The organism is Burkholderia sp. LMU1-1-1.1, assembly GCF_040675865.1.
Taxonomy (GTDB): domain Bacteria; phylum Pseudomonadota; class Gammaproteobacteria; order Burkholderiales; family Burkholderiaceae_D; genus Rugamonas.
In genome coordinates this window covers 497,357-519,168 of sequence record NZ_JBEGHG010000012.1, presented here as the reverse complement: position 1 = coordinate 519,168, position 21,812 = coordinate 497,357, and the positions used below count along the sequence as shown (strand labels likewise).

20 protein-coding genes are annotated in these 21,812 nt (G+C 67.1%); 9 read left to right on the top strand and 11 right to left on the bottom strand.

Annotated elements, in window-relative coordinates; all coding sequences use genetic code 11:
* Positions 1–111 precede the first annotated feature (111 nt).
* The 11 genes from MRBLMU1_RS14050 to MRBLMU1_RS14000 all read right to left on the bottom strand — a co-directional run bounded on the left by MRBLMU1_RS14050 (position 112) and on the right by MRBLMU1_RS14000 (position 10,872).
* Positions 112–1,200 (bottom strand): acyltransferase family protein, encoded by a 1,089-nt coding sequence (locus tag MRBLMU1_RS14050; RefSeq protein ID WP_363502292.1) that lies wholly within the window; start codon positions 1,198–1,200, stop codon positions 112–114.
* A gap of 106 nt (positions 1,201–1,306) precedes the next feature.
* Positions 1,307–2,539 carry a gallate dioxygenase gene (locus MRBLMU1_RS14045; protein WP_363502290.1) on the bottom strand — a complete coding sequence of 411 codons (1,233 nt, stop codon included), beginning with the start codon at positions 2,537–2,539 and terminating at the stop codon, positions 1,307–1,309.
* Between the two features lie 36 nt (positions 2,540–2,575).
* Positions 2,576–3,025 carry a nuclear transport factor 2 family protein gene (locus MRBLMU1_RS14040; RefSeq protein WP_363502288.1) on the bottom strand — a complete coding sequence of 150 codons (450 nt, stop codon included), beginning with the start codon at positions 3,023–3,025 and terminating at the stop codon, positions 2,576–2,578.
* A complete protein-coding gene (locus MRBLMU1_RS14035; protein ID WP_363502286.1) occupies positions 3,022–3,720 on the bottom strand; it encodes an alpha/beta fold hydrolase in 699 nt (232 codons plus the stop codon). Before MRBLMU1_RS14035 ends, MRBLMU1_RS14040 begins: the two co-directional genes overlap by 4 nt.
* 2 nt (positions 3,721–3,722) lie before the next feature.
* Entirely contained in the window at positions 3,723–4,919 is a 1,197-nt protein-coding gene (gene fdhA / locus MRBLMU1_RS14030) for a formaldehyde dehydrogenase, glutathione-independent (protein ID WP_363502284.1), read from the bottom strand.
* Positions 4,920–4,962: 43 nt separating this feature from the next.
* Positions 4,963–5,721 (bottom strand): SDR family NAD(P)-dependent oxidoreductase, encoded by a 759-nt coding sequence (locus MRBLMU1_RS14025; protein WP_363502282.1) that lies wholly within the window; start codon positions 5,719–5,721, stop codon positions 4,963–4,965.
* 27 nt (positions 5,722–5,748) lie between these two features.
* Positions 5,749–6,675: an amidohydrolase family protein gene (locus MRBLMU1_RS14020; protein WP_363502402.1), complete on the bottom strand. Its 927-nt coding sequence runs from the start codon at positions 6,673–6,675 to the stop codon at positions 5,749–5,751.
* Positions 6,675–8,528 carry a feruloyl-CoA synthase gene (locus MRBLMU1_RS14015; protein WP_363502280.1) on the bottom strand — a complete coding sequence of 618 codons (1,854 nt, stop codon included), beginning with the start codon at positions 8,526–8,528 and terminating at the stop codon, positions 6,675–6,677. The genes MRBLMU1_RS14020 and MRBLMU1_RS14015 overlap by 1 nt, the downstream gene beginning before the upstream one ends.
* Positions 8,525–9,325, bottom strand: a complete 801-nt coding sequence (locus tag MRBLMU1_RS14010; RefSeq protein WP_363502278.1) for a crotonase/enoyl-CoA hydratase family protein — start codon at positions 9,323–9,325, stop codon at positions 8,525–8,527. Before MRBLMU1_RS14010 ends, MRBLMU1_RS14015 begins: the two co-directional genes overlap by 4 nt.
* 117 nt (positions 9,326–9,442) lie before the next feature.
* Positions 9,443–10,153: a GntR family transcriptional regulator gene (locus MRBLMU1_RS14005; protein WP_363502276.1), complete on the bottom strand. Its 711-nt coding sequence runs from the start codon at positions 10,151–10,153 to the stop codon at positions 9,443–9,445.
* Positions 10,150–10,872 (bottom strand): GntR family transcriptional regulator, encoded by a 723-nt coding sequence (locus MRBLMU1_RS14000; RefSeq protein ID WP_363502274.1) that lies wholly within the window; start codon positions 10,870–10,872, stop codon positions 10,150–10,152. The genes MRBLMU1_RS14005 and MRBLMU1_RS14000 overlap by 4 nt, the downstream gene beginning before the upstream one ends.
* Before the next feature lie 251 nt (positions 10,873–11,123).
* On the opposite strand from MRBLMU1_RS14000, the gene MRBLMU1_RS13995 reads away from it, so the two are divergent.
* From MRBLMU1_RS13995 to MRBLMU1_RS13955, 9 genes are all read left to right on the top strand, one after another.
* Positions 11,124–12,335, top strand: a complete 1,212-nt coding sequence (locus MRBLMU1_RS13995) for a LysR family transcriptional regulator (protein ID WP_363502272.1) — start codon at positions 11,124–11,126, stop codon at positions 12,333–12,335.
* Between the two features lie 93 nt (positions 12,336–12,428).
* On the top strand, positions 12,429–13,553 hold the full coding sequence (locus MRBLMU1_RS13990; protein WP_363502270.1) for a 4-oxalomesaconate tautomerase: 1,125 nt from the start codon (positions 12,429–12,431) through the stop codon (positions 13,551–13,553).
* Positions 13,550–14,599 carry an amidohydrolase family protein gene (locus MRBLMU1_RS13985; protein ID WP_363502268.1) on the top strand — a complete coding sequence of 350 codons (1,050 nt, stop codon included), beginning with the start codon at positions 13,550–13,552 and terminating at the stop codon, positions 14,597–14,599. Before MRBLMU1_RS13990 ends, MRBLMU1_RS13985 begins: the two co-directional genes overlap by 4 nt.
* Complete coding sequence (gene ligK / locus MRBLMU1_RS13980; RefSeq protein WP_363502266.1) at positions 14,596–15,285, top strand: 4-carboxy-4-hydroxy-2-oxoadipate aldolase/oxaloacetate decarboxylase; 690 nt, start codon at positions 14,596–14,598, stop codon at positions 15,283–15,285. Before MRBLMU1_RS13985 ends, ligK begins: the two co-directional genes overlap by 4 nt.
* Positions 15,286–15,355: 70 nt before the next feature.
* A complete protein-coding gene (locus tag MRBLMU1_RS13975; protein WP_363502265.1) occupies positions 15,356–16,822 on the top strand; it encodes a benzaldehyde dehydrogenase in 1,467 nt (488 codons plus the stop codon).
* A gap of 13 nt (positions 16,823–16,835) precedes the next feature.
* A complete protein-coding gene (locus MRBLMU1_RS13970) occupies positions 16,836–17,603 on the top strand; it encodes a coniferyl-alcohol dehydrogenase (protein WP_363502263.1) in 768 nt (255 codons plus the stop codon).
* 51 nt (positions 17,604–17,654) lie between these two features.
* Positions 17,655–19,379, top strand: a complete 1,725-nt coding sequence (locus MRBLMU1_RS13965) for a DUF1302 domain-containing protein (protein WP_363502261.1) — start codon at positions 17,655–17,657, stop codon at positions 19,377–19,379.
* A 15-nt stretch (positions 19,380–19,394) separates the two neighbouring features.
* A complete protein-coding gene (locus MRBLMU1_RS13960) occupies positions 19,395–20,750 on the top strand; it encodes a DUF1329 domain-containing protein (protein ID WP_363502259.1) in 1,356 nt (451 codons plus the stop codon).
* Positions 20,750–21,808, top strand: coding sequence for a WD40/YVTN/BNR-like repeat-containing protein (locus tag MRBLMU1_RS13955; protein WP_363502257.1), 1,059 nt, complete (start codon positions 20,750–20,752; stop codon positions 21,806–21,808). The genes MRBLMU1_RS13960 and MRBLMU1_RS13955 overlap by 1 nt, the downstream gene beginning before the upstream one ends.
* The last annotated feature ends 4 nt before the right edge of the window (positions 21,809–21,812 follow it).

Below are 21,812 nucleotides of genomic sequence, written 5' to 3'. Positions count from 1 at the left end.
CACAGTGACTCGCAAGTGGATCAACTTTAAGGTGTGGGGCGGACAGCGGGAATCCCGCATATGGTCACCGGCATCGCGCGTTTGCGGGATGGGCGCCGGATCGGGCTTCCGCTATCGCAGTCCGGACCTTGTCGGCGGCGGACTTGTGGTGATATCTGATTGATCGGCGGTGCCGCGTGCACCGCGCGGTTTTAAGAGTTTTTTAAAATCGGCTTCGGAGCCCAGCAAAACCGCTCTGGAAATCGTGAAGCGCTTGGCCAGCAAATACACCAGGTACGACACGGCGATCGCCAAAACAATCCCGTAGACCCGGTTGTTGGAGCCAAGCTCTGCCCGCATGAGGAAAACGGCTTGATGAACGAACATGATCACCATTGACGCCTGTCCCAGCGCGACAAAGCCGTGGGAAACGACAGACACCCGCTCCAGTTGTTTTGCGACCGCGATCAGCGCGATGGTGACGGCGATGGCGCTCGCCATCGTCACGACGGGTATTCCGTAATCCGCCACCTTCATATCGTAAAAGTTAGGCATTCCGGAGCGTACGAGGGCGACGGCGAGAATACTGACAGCAAACGCCGCCAGGGTAATCCACCGCCTGTTCTCGTGTCGCTTGAATACATACCCAAGATAAAAGAGCGGAAGCGCGCCCAGCACCACGTTGACATTCAAAGGCAGCCGCGCATGCTGGTATAAAAGCGAATTGACGTAACTGACAACGGTCGCCGCGAGGATGATGAGAAGCAGCCCGCCCCTTCGACTCCGAACAACGATGAAGTTAAAGATCTGCTGGGTTAAAAACAGGCATGGCACGAACCAGAAGGCGGTGGCGGCGCCCTCCAGCCGGCGGCCGCCATATATCGCGTTTTTCAGACTGTATTTCGCCTCAGTAATTCCAAAATCATGGATGGCGATAGCGCGATAAACGTCCGGAATAAGGACGATCAGCAGCAGGAACGCCGCATAGGGCACCAGCAAATGAAACGTCTTTTTCCTTAGGAAAACCAATAAGTCGGGACTCGGCTTATACAGGTATCCGCTCAAGAAGAAAAACAACGGCATGTGGAAAAGATAAATCAGCGGCAGGATGCTGCCATCGCGCCAGCCGTACGCGTGCCCCATCACGACCGCGACGATGCCGATCCCTTTCAAGGCATCGATCCATTCTTTCGGCGCAGCGGGGGCTTGCGAGATAGTCATACATTTCTTTTAGGCATCAAACTCAGGGCAATTTTAAACCAAGGGTAGGTGCGCACGATTGAAATGCAAGCTAAAAAAGCAATGTTTTATTTATATTAAGTGGAAATTACGCCGACGCCGGTACCCTCCTTGTCTGCAGGAAAGCCTCCAGCGTTTCGCCGCGCATGCTGGCGTACACCTGCAGGTTGGACATCTTTTGCACGCGCGCGAACTTCTCCAGCACGAAAAAGCTCACCCCGTACCGCACCAGGCCAAGCCAGTCGCGCCGCCGCACCAGTTCCCGCTCCTCCTCGCTCAATCGCGACTCATCGAAAGCCGCCTCGAGGTCGCGCGTCACCAGTTCGCGGAACAGGGGTTCGCGGTGGCGCCAGAAGAAGCGGTTCAGGTCCAGCGCCTTGACGCTGTGCGCGACATCGAACGGATAGGTGCCGTCGATCTCCTCGATGCCGGCCAGCTGTTCGTTGGAGCGCGCGCGCGCCGGCGTCGGCATCGGACCGCCGGCCTCCTCCTGCTCGTAGATGGCCACCGCCATATTGGTGGTGGTGGCCAGGTAGTGGTTCTGGTGCACGCAGCGTATCGTGTCGGTCAACGCGCCGCGCATCGCCAGCCACATGATCACCTCGGCGCTTTCGGCGCCGCCACGGCGCACCAGTTCCGCGTGCGTCATCGCCGTCAGCGTCTCCGGCGCATCGACGAACAGACGCAGGAATTCCTCGTCCCATTCGGTGTCGTTGAAACCCGTGCGCTCGCCATGGATCTGGTGCGACAAGCCGCCGGTGCCGACCACCACCACCTTCAGGTCCTGCGGGAAGGACTCGACCGCGCGCCGCACCGCCTTGCCCAACTTGTAGCAGCGCCGCGCCGTCGGCAGCGGATACTGCAGGACATTGATCGCGATCGGCAGGATGGCGCCCGGCCAGGCCGGTTCGTGCGGCCACATGAGGCCCAGCGGGGAATTGCAGCCGTGATCGAGCGCGCGGTCCTGGAACACCGCCATGTCGAATTCCTCGTTGACGAGGCAATCGGTCACGTGCGCGGCCAGCGCGGCGTTGCCCTTGATGCCGGGCAGCGGACGCCGGCCCGCGCCCTCGTCGGCCATGTCGAACTCCGGCGACACGCCGATAGCGAACGTGGGATAGCAGTCGAAGAAAAAGCTGTTGGCGTGGTCGTTGTAGAAGAACAGCAGCACATCCGGCCGCCGCTCCTCCAGCCATTTGGCCACCGGCTCGTAGCCCTTGAACAGCGGCGCCCACGCCGGATCGTTCTGGCGCTTGCGGTCGTACGCGAGGCCGATGGTGGGCACGTGCGAAGTCCCGATGCCGCCGATAATTTTTGCCATGATGGTCCTTGTGATTGATCTTGATTGCGCCGCGCGTCAGCTTGGAGGTAGCCATAACGAACCGCGCCGCGATGCGAAGCGCCAGCCGTCGGCGGTGAGCCGAAGGTGGTCGATGAACACGCCCGGAACCGCCGGCCGCACATCGGTCGGCGCGCCGCCCTCCGGCGAGCGGGTGCCGCTCATCATCAGGATGCGCGAGCGGCAGCGCGCCGTCGTCGCGCTGTCCACCTCCACCAGCACGTCGCTGGTGACGTGGAAGGTCACCGTCTCCGGCGGCCGCCTGCCCAGCGCGGCCAGGATGGCTGGCCGTCCCTCGATCGGCAGCTCCGGCGCCGATGGCCGGAACAGCACCGCGTCCTCGGTGAACAGCGCGGCCAGTTCGTCGAAGCGGCGCTCGTCGTTCAGATAGGCGTAGCGGACGATCAATTCGGCGCAGGCGAGCCGGATCGCGGCCTCGTCGGCGGGCGGGATGGTCCCGGCCTTCATGGCAGCTCCAGCCAGTCGCGCAGCGCGCCCAGCACCGCCGCCGGCTGTTCCATCGTCGACATGTGGCCGCAGGAGTCGATCAGGCGCAGGACGGGCGGCCGCGCCATCAGCGCGGCCATGCGCTCGTGCCGCTCCGGCGGACTCCAGCCGTCCTGCCGGCCGCACAGCACCAGCGCCGGACAGCCGATCCGCGCCAGCACGTCCGCCGCGTCGGGCCGTGTCAGCAGCGCGCGGGTCTGCGCAACATAGATCTCGGGCGACATCCGCCCGACCATTTCCAGCATCTCGGCCACCAGCTCCGCGTCGAAGCGGTGGCGCGGCGCCAGCATCGGCAGCGCCCATTCGGCGGCGATGGCGTCGATGCCCTCGGCCCGGGCGCGATCGACCAGCACCGCGCGCCGGGCCGCCTCGCCGGGCTGCGGCGCCTCGTAGCCGGTGTCGAGCAACGCCAGGCGTTCGACCCGTTCGGGCGCGTGGCGGTACACCTCCAGCGCCACGCGCCCGCCCATCGAATGGCCGGCCAGCGCGAAGCGATCCGGCGCATCCGCCAGCACGTGTTCGGCCATCGCCCGCAGGCTGTCCTGGCGCGTGAAGCTGACGACGCGCACGTCGTAGTCGCGCGCCAGCGCCCCGGCCTGCGCCGCCCACACCTCCTCGTCGCACAGCAAACCGCAAAGTAGATAGAGCGTTTTCATCGTCAGGCGGCGATCAGCCCGTGCGGATCGAGGACGAATTTCTTGGCCACGCCGGCGTCGAATTCGTTATACGCCTGCGGCGCCTCCTCCAGGCCGATGACCTGGACGTTGACCACCTCGGCGACGTTGATGCGGTCCCACAGAATGGCCTGCATCAGCGCGCGGTTGTATTTCATGACCGGGGTCTGGCCGGTGTGGAAGCTGTGCGACTTGGCCCAACCAAGGCCGAAGCGGATCTGCAGGCTGCCATGGCGCGAGCCGGCATCGGCCGCTCCCGGATCGTCGGTGACGTACAAGCCGGGAATGCCGATCTTGCCGGCCGCGCGCGTGACCTCCATCAACGCGTTGAGCACCGTGGCCGGCGCCTCGTGCGCGGCGCCCGCGTGGCCATGCCCGCGCGCCTCGAAACCGACGCAATCGACCGCGCTGTCGACTTCCGGCGTGCCGAGGATGGCCGCGATCTGGTCGGCCAGGCTGGCGTCCAGCGACAGGTCGACCGTCTCGAAGCCCACCGCCCTGGCATGCGCCAGGCGCGCCGGGTTGACATCGCCGACGATGGTGACGGCCGCTCCCAGCAGCCGCGCGGAGGCCGCCGCCGCCATGCCCACCGGGCCCGCGCCGGCGATGTACACGGTGCTGCCCGGTCCCACGCCGGCGGTGACGGCGCCATGGTAGCCGGTCGGCAGGATATCGGACAAACAAGTCAGGTCGCGGATCTTGGCCATCGCGCGGTCGCGGTCCGGGAATTTGAGCAGGTTGAAATCGGCATACGGCACCAGCACGTATTGCGCCTGGCCGCCGATCCAGTCGCCCATATCGACGTAGCCGTAGGCGCCGCCGGCGCGCGCGGGATTGACGTTCAGGCAAACGCCGGTGTGTTGCTCCTTGCAAGTGCGGCAACGGCCGCAAGCCACATTGAACGGCACCGACACCAGATCGCCCTTGCTCAGCGTCTCGACGTCGCGCCCCACCTCCAGCACCTCGCCGGTGATCTCGTGACCGAGCACCAGGCCGACGGAGGCCGTGGTCCGGCCGCGCACCATGTGCTGGTCGGAGCCGCAGATATTGGTCGACACCACGCGCAGGATCACGCCATGCTCGATCTTCCTGCCGCGCGGGTCCTCCATCTTCGGATAGGCGATGTCCTGCACCCGCACCTGGCCCTGCCCCATGTACACCACACCACGATTGTTTTCCATGTCTCCTCCTTGGTTGGTAAAGCACTCTGCTACAAAGCCTGCGTCAACGCGGCGCCAGCCGCACGGCGCCATCAAGGCGTATCACCTCGCCATTCAGGAAACGGTTGCCGATGACATGGCCCACCAGTTCGGCGAATTCCTCCGGATGCCCCAATCGTTTGGGATAAACCGAGCTATCGATCAGCGCCCGCATCACCTCCGGAGTAACATTGGCCATCAGCGGTGTTTCGAAAATGCCGGGAGCGACCGTCATCGCGCGCACGCCGAACTGGGCGAATTCGCGCGCCAACTGCAAGGTCAGCGCCACCAGCGCGCCCTTCGACGCGGCGTAGGCCGACTGCCCGATTTGGCCCTCGAACGCCGCCGCCGAGGCGGTGAACAGCAGCACCCCGCGCTCGCCATCGAGCGGCGGCGCGGCGATCATGTCGGCGGCGGCCAGGCGCACCATGTTGAAACCGCCGAACAGGTTCAGGTTGACCACCTTGACGAAGTCCTCCAGCGGCATCGGCCCGTCCTTGCCGACCACCCGCTTCGGTTTGCCGCCGCCGGCGCAGTTGACCAGCACCCGCGCCACGCCGTGCCGCTCGCGCGCGGCCGCGATGGCGCCGGCGGCGCTGGCCGGATCGGTGACGTCGCAGTGCAGCGCGAGGCCGCCCACCAGTTTGGCCAGCGCCTCGGCGCGTTCGCGGTCGATATCCAGGATCGCCACCCGCGCGCCCTGGCGCGCCAGATGCCGCACCGTGGCCTCGCCGAGGCCCGATGCGCCGCCCGTGACCAGGGCGGCCGTGTCTTGTAATTGCATGTCGTACCTTTCGGGATGGGTGGTGGATCAGCAGCAGTCGGCGCCGGCCGGCGGTTGCAGCCGCTGATAGCGGCCGTAGACGGGATGGCGGTCCAGCCCCAGCAAGCGGATCGCGTTCTCCTTGAGGATCAGCGGCCGCACCTCGTCCTTGATGCCGATCTGCTCGAAGTCGGACATCCAGCGCTCCGGCGTCAGCGCCGGGAAATCGGAACCGAACAACATCTTCTTTTTCAGCAGCCCGTTCGCGTACTGCACCAGCAGCGGCGAGAAGTACTTCGGCGACCATCCCGACAGGTCGATATACACCTGCGGCTTGTGGGTGGCCACCGCCAGCGCGTTCTCCTGCCAGGGGAACGACGGATGCGCGATCACGATCGGCATCATCGGAAAATCGACCGCCACGTCGTCCAGGAACATCGGATCGGAATACTTGAGCCTCACCCCGCCGCCACCCGCCATGCCCGCCCCCACGCCGGTCTGGCCGCTGTGGAAAATCGCTGGCAGCCCGGCCTGGGCGATGGCCTCGTACACCGCGTAGGCGGCGCGGTCGTTCGGATAAAACTCCTGTGCCGATGGATGGAATTTGAAACCGCGCACACCATATTCCTCGACCAGGCGGCGCACCTCGCGCGCGCCCATCTTGCCGCGCAGCGGATCGACGCTGGCGAAGGGAATCAGCACGTCCGGGTGCGCTGCCGCTTCCTCGGCCACCTCCTCGTTGGCGATCCTTACCTGGCCGTTGGCGCGCTCCGTGTCGACCGAGAAGATCACGGCCAGCATCTTGCGCTCGCGGTAGTAGGCCGCCGTCTCGGCGATCGTCAGGCGCGTGGTCTGCTCCTTGAAGTACTTGGCCATGGCGGCGTCGAAGGCGGTGGCCACAGGGTCCGGCGCGTTGCGCGTGGAGACGGTGGCATGGATGTGCATGTCGATGGCGACGATGTCATCGAGGTTGATCATACGGCCTCCTTGTTCTTGGTAAGGGATGCGTGCAGCACACGCGGATCGCCCGGCGGCGCGTACAGCAGCTCGACCAGGTTTGCGCGCAGCTTGAGCACCGTGCGCTGGTTGATCGAGCCCTTATCGGTGCACTCGCCAAGATCCATCGACGCCGGCTCCTCCATCTCCATCGCGTGCATGATGCGTTGCGAACTGCCGGTGGCCTGCGCCGCCAGCTTGTCCAGCAGCGCTTGCAGCCACACGCGCCTGGCCGGCGCCGTCATCGCGGTGTGGGCGGCCGGCAGCAGGAACACCAGCATGCCCAGCGTGTCGCGGTCATGCCCGGTGATGACGGCGTCCTGGATGTAGGGCGCGCCGGCGGCGATCACGCCGCCGCGCAGGCCGCCGACATTGGCCCAGGTCCCGCTGATCAGTTTGAAGTCCTCGGCGATGCGGCCGTCGAAGCGCAGCCCGCGCTCTGGCTTCGCCTGGTCGATGAAACGGGCCGCGTCGCCGCTGCAAAAATATCCCTCTTCGTCGAACGCTTCGCGCGTGAGCTCCGGCTGGCGCCAATAACCCGGCGTCACGTTGGGGCCGCGATAACGCACCTCCAGCTTGTCGCCCACCGGCGCCAGCTTGACGGTGACACCCGGCGCGGGCAAGCCGATCACCCCCGCCTGCCAGTCCGGCAGATGGGCCGACAGCGCGAACGGCGCGGTCTCGGTCATGCCCAGTCCCATCGTCATGGCGATCCGCGCGCCGCAGGCTTCCACCGCCAGCTTGTCCACCGCCGCCTTGAGCGGCGCCGACAAGGCCGCGCCGGCCGGAAAGATCAAACTCAGACGGCTGAAAAAATGGTCGCGCAAGGCGCTGTCGTCCTGCATCGCGCGCACCAGCATCTCCAGCCCCTTGGGCACGGTGAAGTAGATGGTGGGCGCGATCTCGCGCAGATTGCGCACGGTTTTTTCAAAGTCATCTGGCGTCGGTTTGCCGTCATCCAGGTACAAGGTGCCGCCACAGAACATCACCATGCCGGAGATCAGGTTGCCGCCGGCCGTGTGGTGCCAGGGCATCCAGTCGAGCAGCACCGGTGGCCGCTCATCCAGGAAGGGGTAGCACTGCGCGTGCATCCGCTGGTTGGCGCACATCATGCCGTGGGTGTTGATGACGGCCTTGGGCAGCTTGGTCGAGCCGGACGTGAACAGGAACTTGACGATGGTGTCCGGCCCGATCGCCCGGTGGGCCTGCTCGACCTGCGGACCGGCCGCGGTGGCCAGCAGCTCGTCGAAGGCGGTGCAGGAACGGCCGGCCAGACTGCCACGCGCGAACAGCAGCTCCATGGCGGGATCGACGCAAGCCTCGATCGCGCGTCCATAGCGTGCCGCGTCGGCGGCGAACACCAGTCCCGGCGTCAGCAGGTCCAGCGCGTGGCGCAGCCGCTCGCCATCCTTGGACAGCAGCGAATAGGCCGGCGACAGCGGCACGAACGGCACGCCGACGTGGGTCGCCGCCAGCGACAGCAGCGCTGATTCGATATCGTTCCCGGACAAGATCAACAGCGGCCTGTCCGGGCCCAGGCCACGCCGCAACAGCGCCTGCCCGATGCTCCGAACCTTTTCCAACGCGTCGGCATAGGTCAGATGGCGCCATTCGCCATCGGCATCGCGCTGCGCCAGATAGGACAACCGCGGACGCTCGCGCGCCCAGCGCACCAGCGGCTCGGTGTAACGCGCGGCGGCCGGGCCAAGGGCTTCGTCGGAGCGCAGCAGCAAAGAACCGTCCGCGCGCCGCTCGACCTGCCCCGAGTAAGGCCCGAGCGACAGCGCGCGGAAGACAGGAACGGCGGCGGTGGCGGCGGCGACGGCGCTCATGCCTTGCCCTCCGGCGCGATCTTGTCCGCGCGCTTTTCCAGGAAGGCGTTGACCCGCTCCTTCGCCTCCGGCGCCGACTGCGTGATGGTCGCCATCAGCGCCTCGGTCAGCAGGCCATGCGCCATCGGCTGCTCGGCGATCAGCGGCAAGGCGTTCAGGATCGCGAAATTGGACAGCGGCGCATTGCCGGCGATCTTGCCGGCCAGCTCGCGCGCCTTGCGCATGCCCTCCCCGGCCGGCGTGACATAGTGCGCCAGGCCCACGGCGAAGCCCTCGGCGGCGGTCAGCACATGTCCGGTCAACATCATCTCCGTGACCCGCGAGAAGCCAATCAGCTTGGTGACGCGCACCGAGCCGCCGCCGCCAAGGAAGATACCGCGCTGGCCTTCGGGCAGGCCGAAATAGGCGCTTTCCTCGGCCACCCGCACATGGGCCACGGACGCCAGTTCCAGGCCGCCGCCGACCACCGCGCCTTGCAGCACGCAGACCACCGGCACCCGCCCGAACTGGATCTTGCCGAAGGCCTCGTACCACATCATCGATTGCTGCATGCCTTCGGCCGGCGTGGCCTCGCTCAACGACGCCAGGTCCAGTCCCGCCGAGAAATGCGGACCGGCGCCGGCCAGGATCACCACCTTGACGGTGGGCGGCAAGGTCTCGACGCAGCTGCGCAACTGGGCCACCATCGCCAGGCTAAGCGCATTACGCTTGTGCGGCCGGTTCAGGGTGATCGTGGCGATCTCGCCCTCGATCTCGCGCTCGACCAGGCGCTCTTCATTGTGCTGCGTCGTTTCCATGCGTTGTTCTCCGTGATTGTCAAAATCGTTTTTTCGATACAACCTGCCTTTCAACCATTTTCAAGCGCCGGTCAAACGGCAGCTAGCGCAATCACGGAACGCAACCATCGAATCTGCTTATCGCATCGCACCTTCGCCGTCGTCCATGCCGCGCGCGGCCAGCACCAGCCGCATATGTTCGACGGCCACGTACGCGTGCTCGCGCACCAGGGCGCCGGCCCTGGCGCCCTGGCGCTGGCGCAGCGCCTGATAGATCATCACGTGGTCGCGCTGCGCGCTGACCAGCAATTCCATCTGCGCCTCCCTGGAGTCGGCGCTGACGTTGATGGCGACCGCGCCGGCAGCCGCGAACGGCAAACGGTCGTTGAAGGCCAGCGCCTGTTTCAGCGAGCGGTTGCCGGCGGCATCGATCACCGTGTCGTGGAAGGCCACGTTCATGTTGGCGAAGACTTCCTCGTCGCCGGCCGTCATGGCGTTCTTGTCGACCAGCGCGCGGCCGATCCCGATGCAGTGTTCGAGCCGCGCGAGGGCCTCGGGCGACAGTCCGCGCCGCGCGGCCGCTTGCGCCGCCAGGCCTTCGAGCACCCCGCGCACCTCGATCGCGTTGACCACGTCGCGGAACGAGAATTGCCTGACCTGGTAGCCGCGCGCGCCGTTGGCGACCAGCAGGCCCTCGCCCTCCAAAATCTTGATCGCGCGCCGCACCGGCGTGCGTGAAGCCTGCAGCGTGTCGGCCAGCGCCACCTCCAGCACGCGCTCCCCCGGCGCCAGTCCGCCATTGAGTATCAGTTCCCGCAGCTGCAATACGATCCGGTCCTGCTGGCTCATGCCGCCTCCCCCGCGCCGGCGAACAGGCTTTCGCCCGCGAGGTGCAGGCTCTGTTTCGCGGCCTGGGTGTGTTCGCGCATCAGCGCCTCGACCCGCGTGCCGTCGCCCTGCTCCAGCGCCTGCACGATGGCGTGGTGCTGCATATGCGCGAAGTTCAGCACCTTGTACTGCTGCGGCAGTTCGGCCTGGTCGAAGGCAAAGGCGCCGGCGGCGGAAAACGGCACGCGGCGGTTGAACGCCAGCAGATCGGCCAGCGCGTCGTTGCCGCTCGCGTCCGTGATCAAAGCGTGGAAGCGCCGGTTCATCTCCGAGTAGCGCGCGGCGTCGCCGGCGACCAGATGGCCCTTGGCGAACAGCGCGTCGCCGTCCGTCAGACAGGCGAGCAACTGGCGGCGCAGCTCCGGGCATAGCCCGCGCTCGGCCAGGTTGCGCGCCGCCAGGCCTTCGAGCGCGGCGCGCACGTCGATCGCGCCCAGCACGTCGTCGATGTGGAAGGTGCTGACCACGTAGCCGCGCTTGCCCGAGCTGCTCAACAGGCCCTCCTGCGACAGCGCGGTGAGCGCGTAGCGCACCGGCGTACGCGAAGTGCGCAAGGCCTCCGTCAACGCCGTCTCGGTGACGCGCTGGCCCGGGGCCAGTTCGCCGTTGAGGATCATCTCGCGCAAATCGATGACCGCCTGTTCCTGGGAAGTCGTGAGACCGCCGCTCATTTTTGCCATGCTTACTCCACGTTGAATGCTGTGTACGGGGCGCGGATGCAGATGGAGCGATTATGCCCGGCAGAACCAAGCAAATGTATACATTTTCCGTTCCGCGCAATCTAATTACCTTATCGAATCCACATATTTTCATATATTTTGCCGGGGCGTGACGTCGGGATAGTAATTTATTACTCGACAAGGCCATGTCCAATGTATACATTTCAGGAATTGGAACCTTCAACCGACTTTTAATGAACGCGCTCCCCGCCATGTCCCAACTAGTCAGCCTGCGCCACCTGCGCGCATTTCTCGCCGTGGCCGACATGGGCAGCGTGACCAAGGCCGCCGACGCCCTGTACCGGGCGCAATCGGCCGTCACCCGGTCGGTGCGCCAGCTGGAAACGACGCTGGGCGTCGACCTGTTCGAGCGCAAGACCAGCGGCATGCTGCGCACCGCCTTCGGCAATCTGGTGCTGTTCCGCGCGCGCCGCGTGCTGGCCGAATTCGAACAAGGCTGCGGCGCCCTGGCGCGCGCCCGGGTGCCGATGGCGATGTTCAACGAGCGCCGCCTGCTATGCCTGGTCAGGCTGGCCGAGTCCGGCCACATGCCGACGGTGGCCAAGACGCTCGGCATCAGCCAGCCGGCGGTCAGCGGCTTCGTCAACGACCTCGAGGCGAGCCTCGGCACGAACCTGTTCGAACGCTCGTCCAAGGGCATGAAGCCGACCGAGGCCGGCGACATCCTGGTGTTCCGCGTCAAACGCGCGCTGGCCGAGCTGCGCCACATCGACGCCGACCTGGCCGCCTTGCGCGGCAACACCGAAGGGCGGGTCGTGATCGGCGCGCTGCCGCTGGGACGCACCGCCATCCTGCCGCGCGCCATCAGCGACGTGCTGCTGCGCCATCCCGGCCTGCGCTTTTCCACCGTCGAAGGCCCGTTCGACCAGCTCGCCGCGCAACTGCGCGCCGGCGACATCGACTTCGTCCTGGGCGCGCTGCGTCCGGCCGACTATGCGAGCGATCTGAGCGGCGAACCGCTGCTCGACGACCGGATGTCGCTGGTGGTGCGCAGCGGCCATCCCCTCACCCAGCGAAGCGGCCTCGGCATGGCCGACCTGGTCCCGGCGAGATGGGTGCTGGCCAACCAGTCCACGCCGGCGCGCGCGCTGTTCGACCTGTCGTTCCAGTCGCTGGGCCTGGCCGCGCCGCGCGCGGCCGTCGAAACCAGCGACCTGGCCATCCTGCGCGGCATGCTGATGCACAGCGACGCGGTCACCGCGATCTCGCCCCAGCAACTGAGCTACGAAATCGAGGCCGGCCTGCTGACCGTGCTCGACGTGGAAGTGCCGCACACCAGCCGCACCATCGGCATCACCCAGCGCAGCGACAGCCACGCGTCGCCGGGCGCGCTGGAACTGATGGCGACGATCCGGCGCTTCGCCGCCACCCAGTCCGGCGGCTCCCAGGCGCATCCCCGATAAGCAAATTCGAAGGCCTTGCACGGGACATTGCAGGCCGCTCCAGACAGGCTTCATCGATACTAGATTCACGTTAGTCACTCGGTGGAAGCAAACATGGAACATGAGAAAAATGCGGAGATGCGCGCGGTGCCCTGCCTGCTGATGCGGGGCGGCACATCGCGCGGTCCCTTCTTTTTGGAGTCGGACCTGCCGGCCGACCGCGGCGCCCGGGACCGCGTCCTGCTGGCCGCGCTGGGCTCGCCGGACAAGCGGCAAATCGATGGCCTCGGCGGCGCCCACTCGCTGACCAGCAAGGCCGGCATCGTCCGCCGCAGCGCGCGCGACGGCATCGACCTCGATTTCCTGTTCGCCCAGTTGCAGCCGGAATCCGACACCGTCGACACCACCGCCAACTGCGGCAACATGCTGGCGGCGGTGGTGCCCTTCGCCCTGGAGCGCGGACTGGTCGAGGTCCAGGGCGACACCACGACCGTGCGCGTGCTGACGCTGAACACCGACATGCAGTGCGACATCACCGTGCAAACCAGGGGCGGCAAGGTCCGCTACGGCGGCGACGCCCGCATCGACGGCGTGCCCGGCAAGGCCGCCGCGATCTCGATCAACTTCCTCGACACGGCCGGTTCGGTGTGCGCCAGCCTGCTGCCGACCGGCCGGGTGCGCGACCGCCTGGCCATCGAGGACGGCTTCATCGACGTCACCTGCATCGACAACGGCATGCCGATGGTGCTGATGCGCGCCTCCGACCTGAACCGCACCGGCAACGAAACCGTGGACAGCCTCAACGCCGACGCCGCCCTCAAGGCCAAACTGGAAGCATTGCGCCTGCGCGCCGGCCACCTGATGGGCCTGGGCGACGTCGGCGCCAAAAACTATCCGAAGATGTGCCTGCTGGCGGCGCCCCGCAACGGCGGCAGCATCGGCACCCGCTGCTTCATCCCGCACACCTGCCACGACGCGATCGGCGTGCTGGCGGCGGTGACGGTGGCCACCGCCTGCGTGCTGCCGGGCAGCGTGGCCCATCCGCTGGCCGACGCCGCCGACGGCTTGGCGCCGACCATCTCGGTCGAGCATCCCGGCGGCGAATTCAGCGTCGCGCTCGGGCTCGATCCGGCCGACCCGTCGCGCGTGGTGCGCGCCGCGCTGCTGCGCACCGCCCGCCTGATCATGCGCGGCGAAGTGCTGGTGCCCGCCACCGCCTGGGAAGGGGCCGCCGCATGAGCCAGCCCCTCGTCATCGACTGCCACGGCCACTACACCACCGCGCCCAGGGCGCTGGAACAATGGCGCCAGGCGCAGATCGCCAACCTCAACACGCCCCACCTCGGCCCGTCGGTCGCCTCGCTGCGCATCAGCGACGACGAGCTGCGCGAATCGATCGAATCCAACCAGCTGCGGCTGATGCGCGAGCGCGGCTCGGACCTGACCATCTTCTCGCCGCGCGCCAGCTTCATGGCCCACCATATCGGCGACTTCAACGTCTCGGCCACCTGGGCCGCCATCTGCAACGAACTATGCTACCGGGTCGCGCAGCTGTTCCCCGACCACTTCGTCGGCGCCGCCATGCTGCCGCAATCGCCCGGCGTCGATCCGGCCACCTGCATCGCCGAGCTGGAGAAATGCGTCACGCAGTATGGCAACGTCGGCATCAACCTCAACCCCGATCCGTCCGGCGGCCACTGGACCTCGCCGCCGCTGGGCGACCGCCACTGGTATCCGCTGTACGAAAAAATGGTCGAGTACGACATTCCGGCGATGGTGCACGTCTCGACCAGCTGCAATGCCTGCTTCCACACCACCGGCGCGCACTACCTCAACGCCGACACCACCGCCTTCATGCAGTGCCTGACGTCGGACCTGTTCACCGATTTCCCGACGCTGCGCTTCCTGATCCCGCACGGCGGCGGCGCCGTTCCCTACCACTGGGGCCGCTTTCGCGGGCTGGCGCAGGAAATGAAGAAGCCGCTGCTGCGCGAGCATCTGCTCAAGAACATCTTCTTCGACACCTGCGTCTACCACCAGCCCGGCATCGACCTGCTGACAAGGGTGATCCCGGTCGAGAACATCCTGTTCGCCTCCGAGATGATCGGCGCCGTGCGCGGCATCGATCCCGAGACCGGCAACTACTTCGACGACACCAAACGCTATATCGAGGCGTCGACCCGGCTGAGCGAGGCGGAGAAGTTCCTCATCTACGAAGGCAACGCGCGCCGCGTCTTCCCGCGCCTCGACGCCGCGCTCAAGGCCAAACCAAGGAGCAACGCATGAACATGAATAACCTGGGCATCGTCAAGCGCGGCGTGGTCCGCGCCGACCCGGCGGCCGTGGCGCAACTGGCCGGCTTCGGCGTCGCCACCATCCACGAGGCCATGGGCCGCGTCGGCCTGATGCGGCCGTACCTCAAGCCCGTCTACGCCGGCGCGCATTGCTGCGGCACCGCCGTCACCGTGCTGCTGCAGCCGGGCGACAACTGGATGATGCACGTCGCCGCCGAGCAGATCCAGCCGGGCGACATCGTCGTCGCGGCCGTCACCGCCGAGTGCGGCGACGGCTTCTTCGGCGACCTGCTGGCGACGTCGTTCCGGGCGCGCGGCGCCGTCGGCCTGGTGATCGATGGCGGCGTGCGCGACGTCAAGGACCTGACGGCGATGCGATTCCCCGTGTTCTCCAGGGTCGTCAGCGCCAAGGGCACCATCAAGGCCACGCTCGGCTCAGTCAACATCGACGTGGTCTGCGCCGGCGCGCTGGTGCATGCGGGCGATGTCGTCATCGCCGACGACGACGGCGTGGTGGTGGTGCCGGCCGCCTTGGCGCAGCAGGTGGCCGACGCCGCCGCCGTGCGCGAAGCGGCCGAGACGGGCAAGCGCGCCAAGCTCGCCGCCGGCGTGCTGGGCCTGGACATGTACGCCATGCGCGGACCGCTGGAACAGGCGGGACTGCGCTACGTCGACTAACACCATGCCGGCACAACATCCCACAGAGGATGCGGCGCGATCAACACCCATTCAAAACACAGGAGACAGCATGGATACGCCAGCATTTTTGAACGACACGCTCTGGACCGGAAAAATCTTCAACGGCGACTGGATCGCCGCCGACGGCGGCACGCATCCGATCACCGAACCGGCCACCGGCCTGCAGCTCGGCACCACCGGCAAGGCCAACGCGCAGGACGTGGCGCGCGCCGCCGTCGCCGCCCGCGCCGCCCAGCGCGGCTGGGCGGCCACCGACTACAAGGCCCGCGCGGCCATCTTCCGCAAGGCCGCCGCGCTGTTCGAACAACACCAGGCCGAACTGGCGACCTGGATCGCGCGCGAAACGGGCGGCATCATGCCCAAGGCCGACCTGGAAGTGCGCGAAGCGATCGTCTACATGCACGAAGCGGCCGCCATGCTGACCCAGCCGACGGGGCAACTGCTGGCCTCCCCGCACGAGCAGCTGAGCATCGCCCGGCGCCTGCCGCACGGCGTGGTCGGCATCATCTCCCCGTTCAACTTCCCGCTGATCCTGTCGCTGCGCTCGGTCGCGCCGGCGCTGGCGGTCGGCAACGCCGTGCTGCACAAGCCGGACCTGCAAACCCCGGTCAGCGGCGGCGTGATCATCGCCCGCATCTTCGAGCAGGCCGGCCTGCCGCCGGGCGTGCTGCACGTGCTGCCGGGCGGCGCCGAGGCGGGCGAGGCGCTGTGCCTCGATCCCCACGTCGCCATGATCTCGTTCACCGGCTCGACCCAGGTTGGACGCCGGGTGGCCGAGCTGGCCGGCAAGACGCTCAAGAAAGTCGCGCTGGAACTGGGCGGCAAGAACTCGCTGGTGATCCTGGACGACGCCGATCCCGACCTGGCCGCCTCCAACGTGGCCTGGGGCGCTTATCTGCACCAGGGCCAGATCTGCATGGCGTCCGGCCGCATCCTGCTCCAGCGCGGCATCGCCGCCGCCGTCACCGAGCGGCTGCTGGAGAAGGCCAAACACCTGCCGGTGGGCGACCCGATGAGCGGCCAGGTCGCGCTCGGCCCGCTGATCAACGCGCGCCAGGTGCAGCGTCTGCACGGCATCGTCCAGGACTCGATCGCCGCCGGCGCAAAACTGCTGGCCGGCGGCCAACCGGACGGCACCTTCTACCCCGCCACCGTGCTCACCGACGTCAAGCCCGGCATGCGCTGCTTCCAGGAAGAACTGTTCGGTCCGGTGGCTTCGATCACGGTCTTCGACACCGACGAGGAAGCGATCAGCCTGGCCTCGCTGACCGAGGGCTGCCTGGCGCTGGGCGTGATTTCGCCATCGCTGACGCGCGCGCTGCACATCGTCAACCGTGTTCCCTGCGGCCACGCCCACGTCAACGACCAAACGGTGCTGGCCGAAGCGCACGTACCGTTCGGCGGCAGCGGCACCTCCGGCAACGGCGCCCGCCACGGCGGCCCGGCCGACTGGGACGAATTCTCCCAATGGCAATGGCTCACGATCAAAAGCGACGCTCCCCGCTACCCCTTCTAAACGGCGGCCCGAAATGAACTTCCCCGACAAAACCATCGTCATCACCGGCGCCTGCTCCGGCATCGGCGCCGAGGTCGTCCGCCTGGCCAGGGCCGGCGGCGCCAAGGTCATCGGCATCGACCGCAACCCACCCGGCCTGACCCTCGACCAATACATCCAGGCCGACCTGAGCGACCCGGCAGCGATCGACGCCGCCGTGTCGCGGTTGCCGCCACAAGTCGACGCCCTCTGCAACATCGCCGGCGTCCCCGGCACCGCCGACGGCGACTTGGTCGCCCGCGTCAACTACCTCGGCCTGCGCCACCTGTCCGAAACAGTCCTGGAGCGCATGCCCGCGGGTAGCGCCATCGTCAACATCGCCTCCGCCCTCGGCGCCGAGTGGCAACAACGATTGGAACCGCACCGCGAACTGGCCAACATCCAGGGCTACGAAAACGTCCGAGCCTGGCTGCGCGACCACCCGGTCCCACAGGAAACCTGCTACCAGTACTTCAAGGAAGCCCTGCTGGTCTGGACCTTCGTCCAATCCCAGCGCTGGTTCCTGGACCGCTCGATCCGCATGAACTGCGTCTCGCCAGGCCCCGTCTTCACGCCCATCCTCGGCGACTTCGTCACCATGCTCGGCCAGGACGTGGTGGAACGCAACGCCAACCGCATGAAACGCCCCGCCTATGCCGACGAAGTCGCGCCGGTGGTCGCCTTCCTGATGTCGGACGCTGCGCGCTGGGTCAGCGGCGTGAACATCCCAGTGGACGGAGGGCTGATGTCGACATTCATCTAAAGCAACCACGCACGCGTTCCAACAATACCTATAAATATCCCTGGGGGAGACATGAAACCAACACCGCAACCGCGCACCTCGCGCACGTCCGCCGGCTTGACGATGGCCCTGGCCGTGGCCGCCGCGCTGCCCTGCCCGTCGGCACTGGCCTATGAATTCGACACCGGCTCCGACCTCAAGGTCAGCTGGAACAACACCATCAAATACAGCATGGCCTACCGCCTCAAGGATGCCGATCCGGGCTTGCTGGCCGGCGGCTACGCGGCCGCCGGTCCCGGCGACTTCACCGGCCTGAACCTGGACGACGGCAACCAGAACTTCCGCAAGAAAGGCATCGTGTCGAACCGCGTCGACTGGCTGACCGAGCTCGACATCAGCACCCACAACATGGGCATGCGGGCCTCCGGCGCCGCCTGGTACGACACGGTCTACAACCGCCGCAACGACAACGCCTCGCCGTCGTCGAACGCGGCCGGCCTGGCCGGCGTCGCCAGCAACGAATTCACCGAAGGCACGCGCAAGCTGCACGGACGCAAGGCCGAGCTGCTGGACGCCTTCGTCTACGTCAAGGGCACGGTCGGCGGCCTCTCCGGCAACCTGCGCGCGGGCCGCCACACGCTGCAATACGGCGAGAGCCTGTTCTTCGGCGCCAACGGCATCGCCGCCGCCCAAGGACCGGTCGACCTGGTCAAGCTGCTGTCGGTGCCCGGCGCCCAGTTCAAGGAGATCCTGCGTCCGGTCAACCAGATCTCCGGCCAGCTGCAGCTGGCGCCCACCGTCTCGCTCGGCGCCTACTACCAGCTGGACTGGAAACCGAGCATCATTCCCGGCGTGGGCAGCTATCTGAGCTCCTACGACGCGGCCGGCGCCGGCTCCACCGCCTTCCTCGTGGCGCCGGTCGGCTCGGGCGCGCCCGCCTTCATCACCCAACCGGACATGAAGGCCAAGGATTCCGGCCAGGGCGGCGTGCAGCTGCGCATCGCGCCGGTCGGCCTGGACATCGAGTTCGGCCTGTACGCGGCGCGCTACCACGACAAGGGCGCCAATTACTACCTGGGCTTCTCGCCCGCCTTCCCGCCCGGTGCGCCCGCCACCGTGCAGGCCGTGTACGCGGAAGGCATCAAGACCTATGGCGCCAGCGCCAGCACCGTGCTGGGCGGCGTCAACGTGGCGATCGAGGGATCGATACGGCGCAACAATCCGCTGGTCAGCGGCCCGACGCCGAACTTCCTGTCGGCGCGCGGCGTCGGCATCATCGCCAACAACACCGACAATCCGGCCTATGCGGTCGGCAACAGCGCCCACGTCAACCTGTCGGCCGTGTATGTGATGCCGACCAACAGCCTGTTCGAGGGCGGCGCGCTGCTCGGCGAGCTGGCGTGGAACCGCCGCCTCAGCGTCACCCACCAGGGTTCGCTCGACGTGAACACCACGCGCGACGCCAGCGCCATCCGCATCGCCTTCGAGCCGGCGTATTACCAGGTGCTAAGCGGGCTCGACCTGACGATCCCGATCGGCATCGGCTACAACCTCGACGGCCGCTCGTCGACCGTCTTCAACTTCAACGGCGGCGCCGAACATGGCGGAGACCTGAGTATCGGCCTGAGCGGCAGCTACCAGCAGGACTGGAAGTTCGGCATCAGCTACGTGCGCTTCCTGGGCCGCAGCGGCACGTTCCTGACGAACAATCCCGCCGCCAGCGCGCCGATGCTGAGCTATGCGCAGCCGCTCAAGGACCGCAACTACATCTCGTTCAACTTCAAACGCGCATTCTAAGATCAGGGAAACATCATGAAACCACAATTGAACATGCTCGCCTGCGCGATCGCCCTGGCTTTCGTCGCCGGCCAGTCGCACGCCGCCACCGCCGAGGAAGCCGCCGCGCTGAAGACCACGCTGACCCCGTTCGGCGCCGAGAAGGCCGCCAACAAGGACGGCACCATTCCCGCGTGGGAAGGCGTCTACAACAAGGTCGCCCCCGGGTACAAGCCGGGCGATGCCCGCGCCGATCCGTTCGCGTCGGAAAAACCGGTGCTGAGCATCACCGGCAAGAACGTCGACCAGTACGCCGCCAAGCTGGCGGCCGGAACCGTCGCCATGCTGAAGAAGTATCCGACCTACCGGCTCGACATCTACCCCACCCACCGCACCGGCGGCGCGCCGTCCTGGGTCTACGACAACACCTTCAAGAACGCGACCGGCGCCAAGATCGTCGACGATGGCTACGGGGTCGACGGCGCCTACGGCGGCATTCCGTTCCCGATTCCCAAGACCGGCTACGAGGCGATCTGGAACCACCGCCTGGCCTGGGTCGGCGACACCGCCATCTACGCCAGCCGCACCTGGATCGTGCCGCCGGACGGCAAGCGCACCTTGGCCAACGAGGCCGAGCAAACCTTGACACGCCCCTACTACTTCAAGGAAGGCAGCCTGGACAAGATGGACGGCATCTACCAGTACGGCCGCCTGATCACGCGCGCGCCGGCGTCCAAGGCGGGCGAAGGCATCCTCGCGCACGACGGCCTGAACGCGGCCGCTCCGCGCGCGCTGTGGCAATACCTGGTCGGCCAGCGCCGCGTGCGGAGGGCGCCGTCGGTGGCCTACGACACGCCCGACTCGGTCGCCTCCGGCATCGGCTTCGTCGACGAGGCGTTCATGCTGTTCGGGCCGATCGACCACCACCAGCTCAAGCTGATCGGCAAGAAAGAGATGTACATCCCGTACAACAACAACCGCGCGGCGTCCGCCAAGATCGCCGACCTGATGGGTCCGCAATTCCTCAATCCCGACCTGGTGCGCTGGGAACTGCACCGGGTGTGGGAGGTCGAGGCGACGGTCGCGCCCGGCAAGCGCCACGTGGTGGGCAAGCGCCGCTACTACCTGGACGAGGACACCTGGCAGATCATCCAGATCGACGGCTACGATGCCCAGGGCCAGATCTGGCGCAGCAACTATGCGCTGACCTTGCTGGCGCCGGACCTGCCGGCCCTGCTCGCCAACGTCATGTGGGGCGTCTACAACGTGCAGACCGGCGCCTACCTGCTCAACGCTTCCGCCAATGAAACGCCGAACCAGTACAAGGCCATTCCGCGCCTGCCGCTGAGCTACTTCGGGCCGGAGGAATTGGCCAACCAGGGCGCGCGCTGATGATGACGCGGAATCACATGCTGCCGGCATTGCTGCTGGCTTCCCTCGCGCCGGCGGCGGCCTTCGCGCAAGCAACGCCCGTGTCGGTACCGGACGCGCTGACCCAGCCGTCCGTCATCGCCGCCAAGTCCGGCACGGCGGCCATGCTGGCGGTGACGCGCGCCGGCAAGCGTCTGGTGGCGGTGGGCGAGCGCGGCATCGTGCTGCTGTCCGACGACCAGGGCGGCAGCTGGCGCCAGGTCCGCACGCCGGTTCAGGTGAGCCTGACCGCCGTGCAGTTCGTCAACGAACGGAGCGGCTGGGCGGTGGGCCACCTGGGCGTGGTGCTGCACACGGTCGACGGCGGCCTGAGCTGGCAAAAGCAGTTGGACGGCATCCAGGCCGCCAAACTCGCGCTGCGCGCCGCCGTCACGCCGCAGGAGAAGACGGCCGCCGAGCACCTGCGCGCGGACGGTCCGGACAAGCCCTTCCTGGAACTGTATTTCCAGGACGCGAGTACCGGCTACATCCTGGGCGCCTACAACCTGCTGTTCCGCACCACCGACGCCGGCAAGACCTGGACACCGTGGCAGGGCCGCGTGCCCAATCCGAAGAGCCTGCATCTGTACGGCATGCGCGCGGCCGGCGGCGCGCTCTATCTGGTGGGCGAACAAGGCAGCCTGTTCCGTTCGCTCGACGGCGGCGCCAGCTTCTCGGCGCTGGCCTCGCCCTACAAAGGCAGCTACTTCGGACTGGTGACGGCGCACGGCGGCGAGGTCGTCGTCTTCGGCCTGCGCGGCACGGCGTACTGGTCGGGCGACCAGGGCAATAGCTGGAAGCAGATCGAGACCGGCTCGCAGCTAACCTTCAGCGCCGGCGTCGAGCTGGCCGACGGCACGCTGGCCCTGCTCAGCCAGGGCGGCGACGTGCTGCTCAGCGGCGACCGTGGCCGTACCTTCACCCGCCAGCCCAATCCACAGCCCTCCCCGGCCGCCGCGCTGGTCCAGGCCGACGACCAGCACTTGATCGTCGCCGGCCTGCGCGGCCTCAAGCGCCAGCAGCTAATCAAACCCGACTGAATTC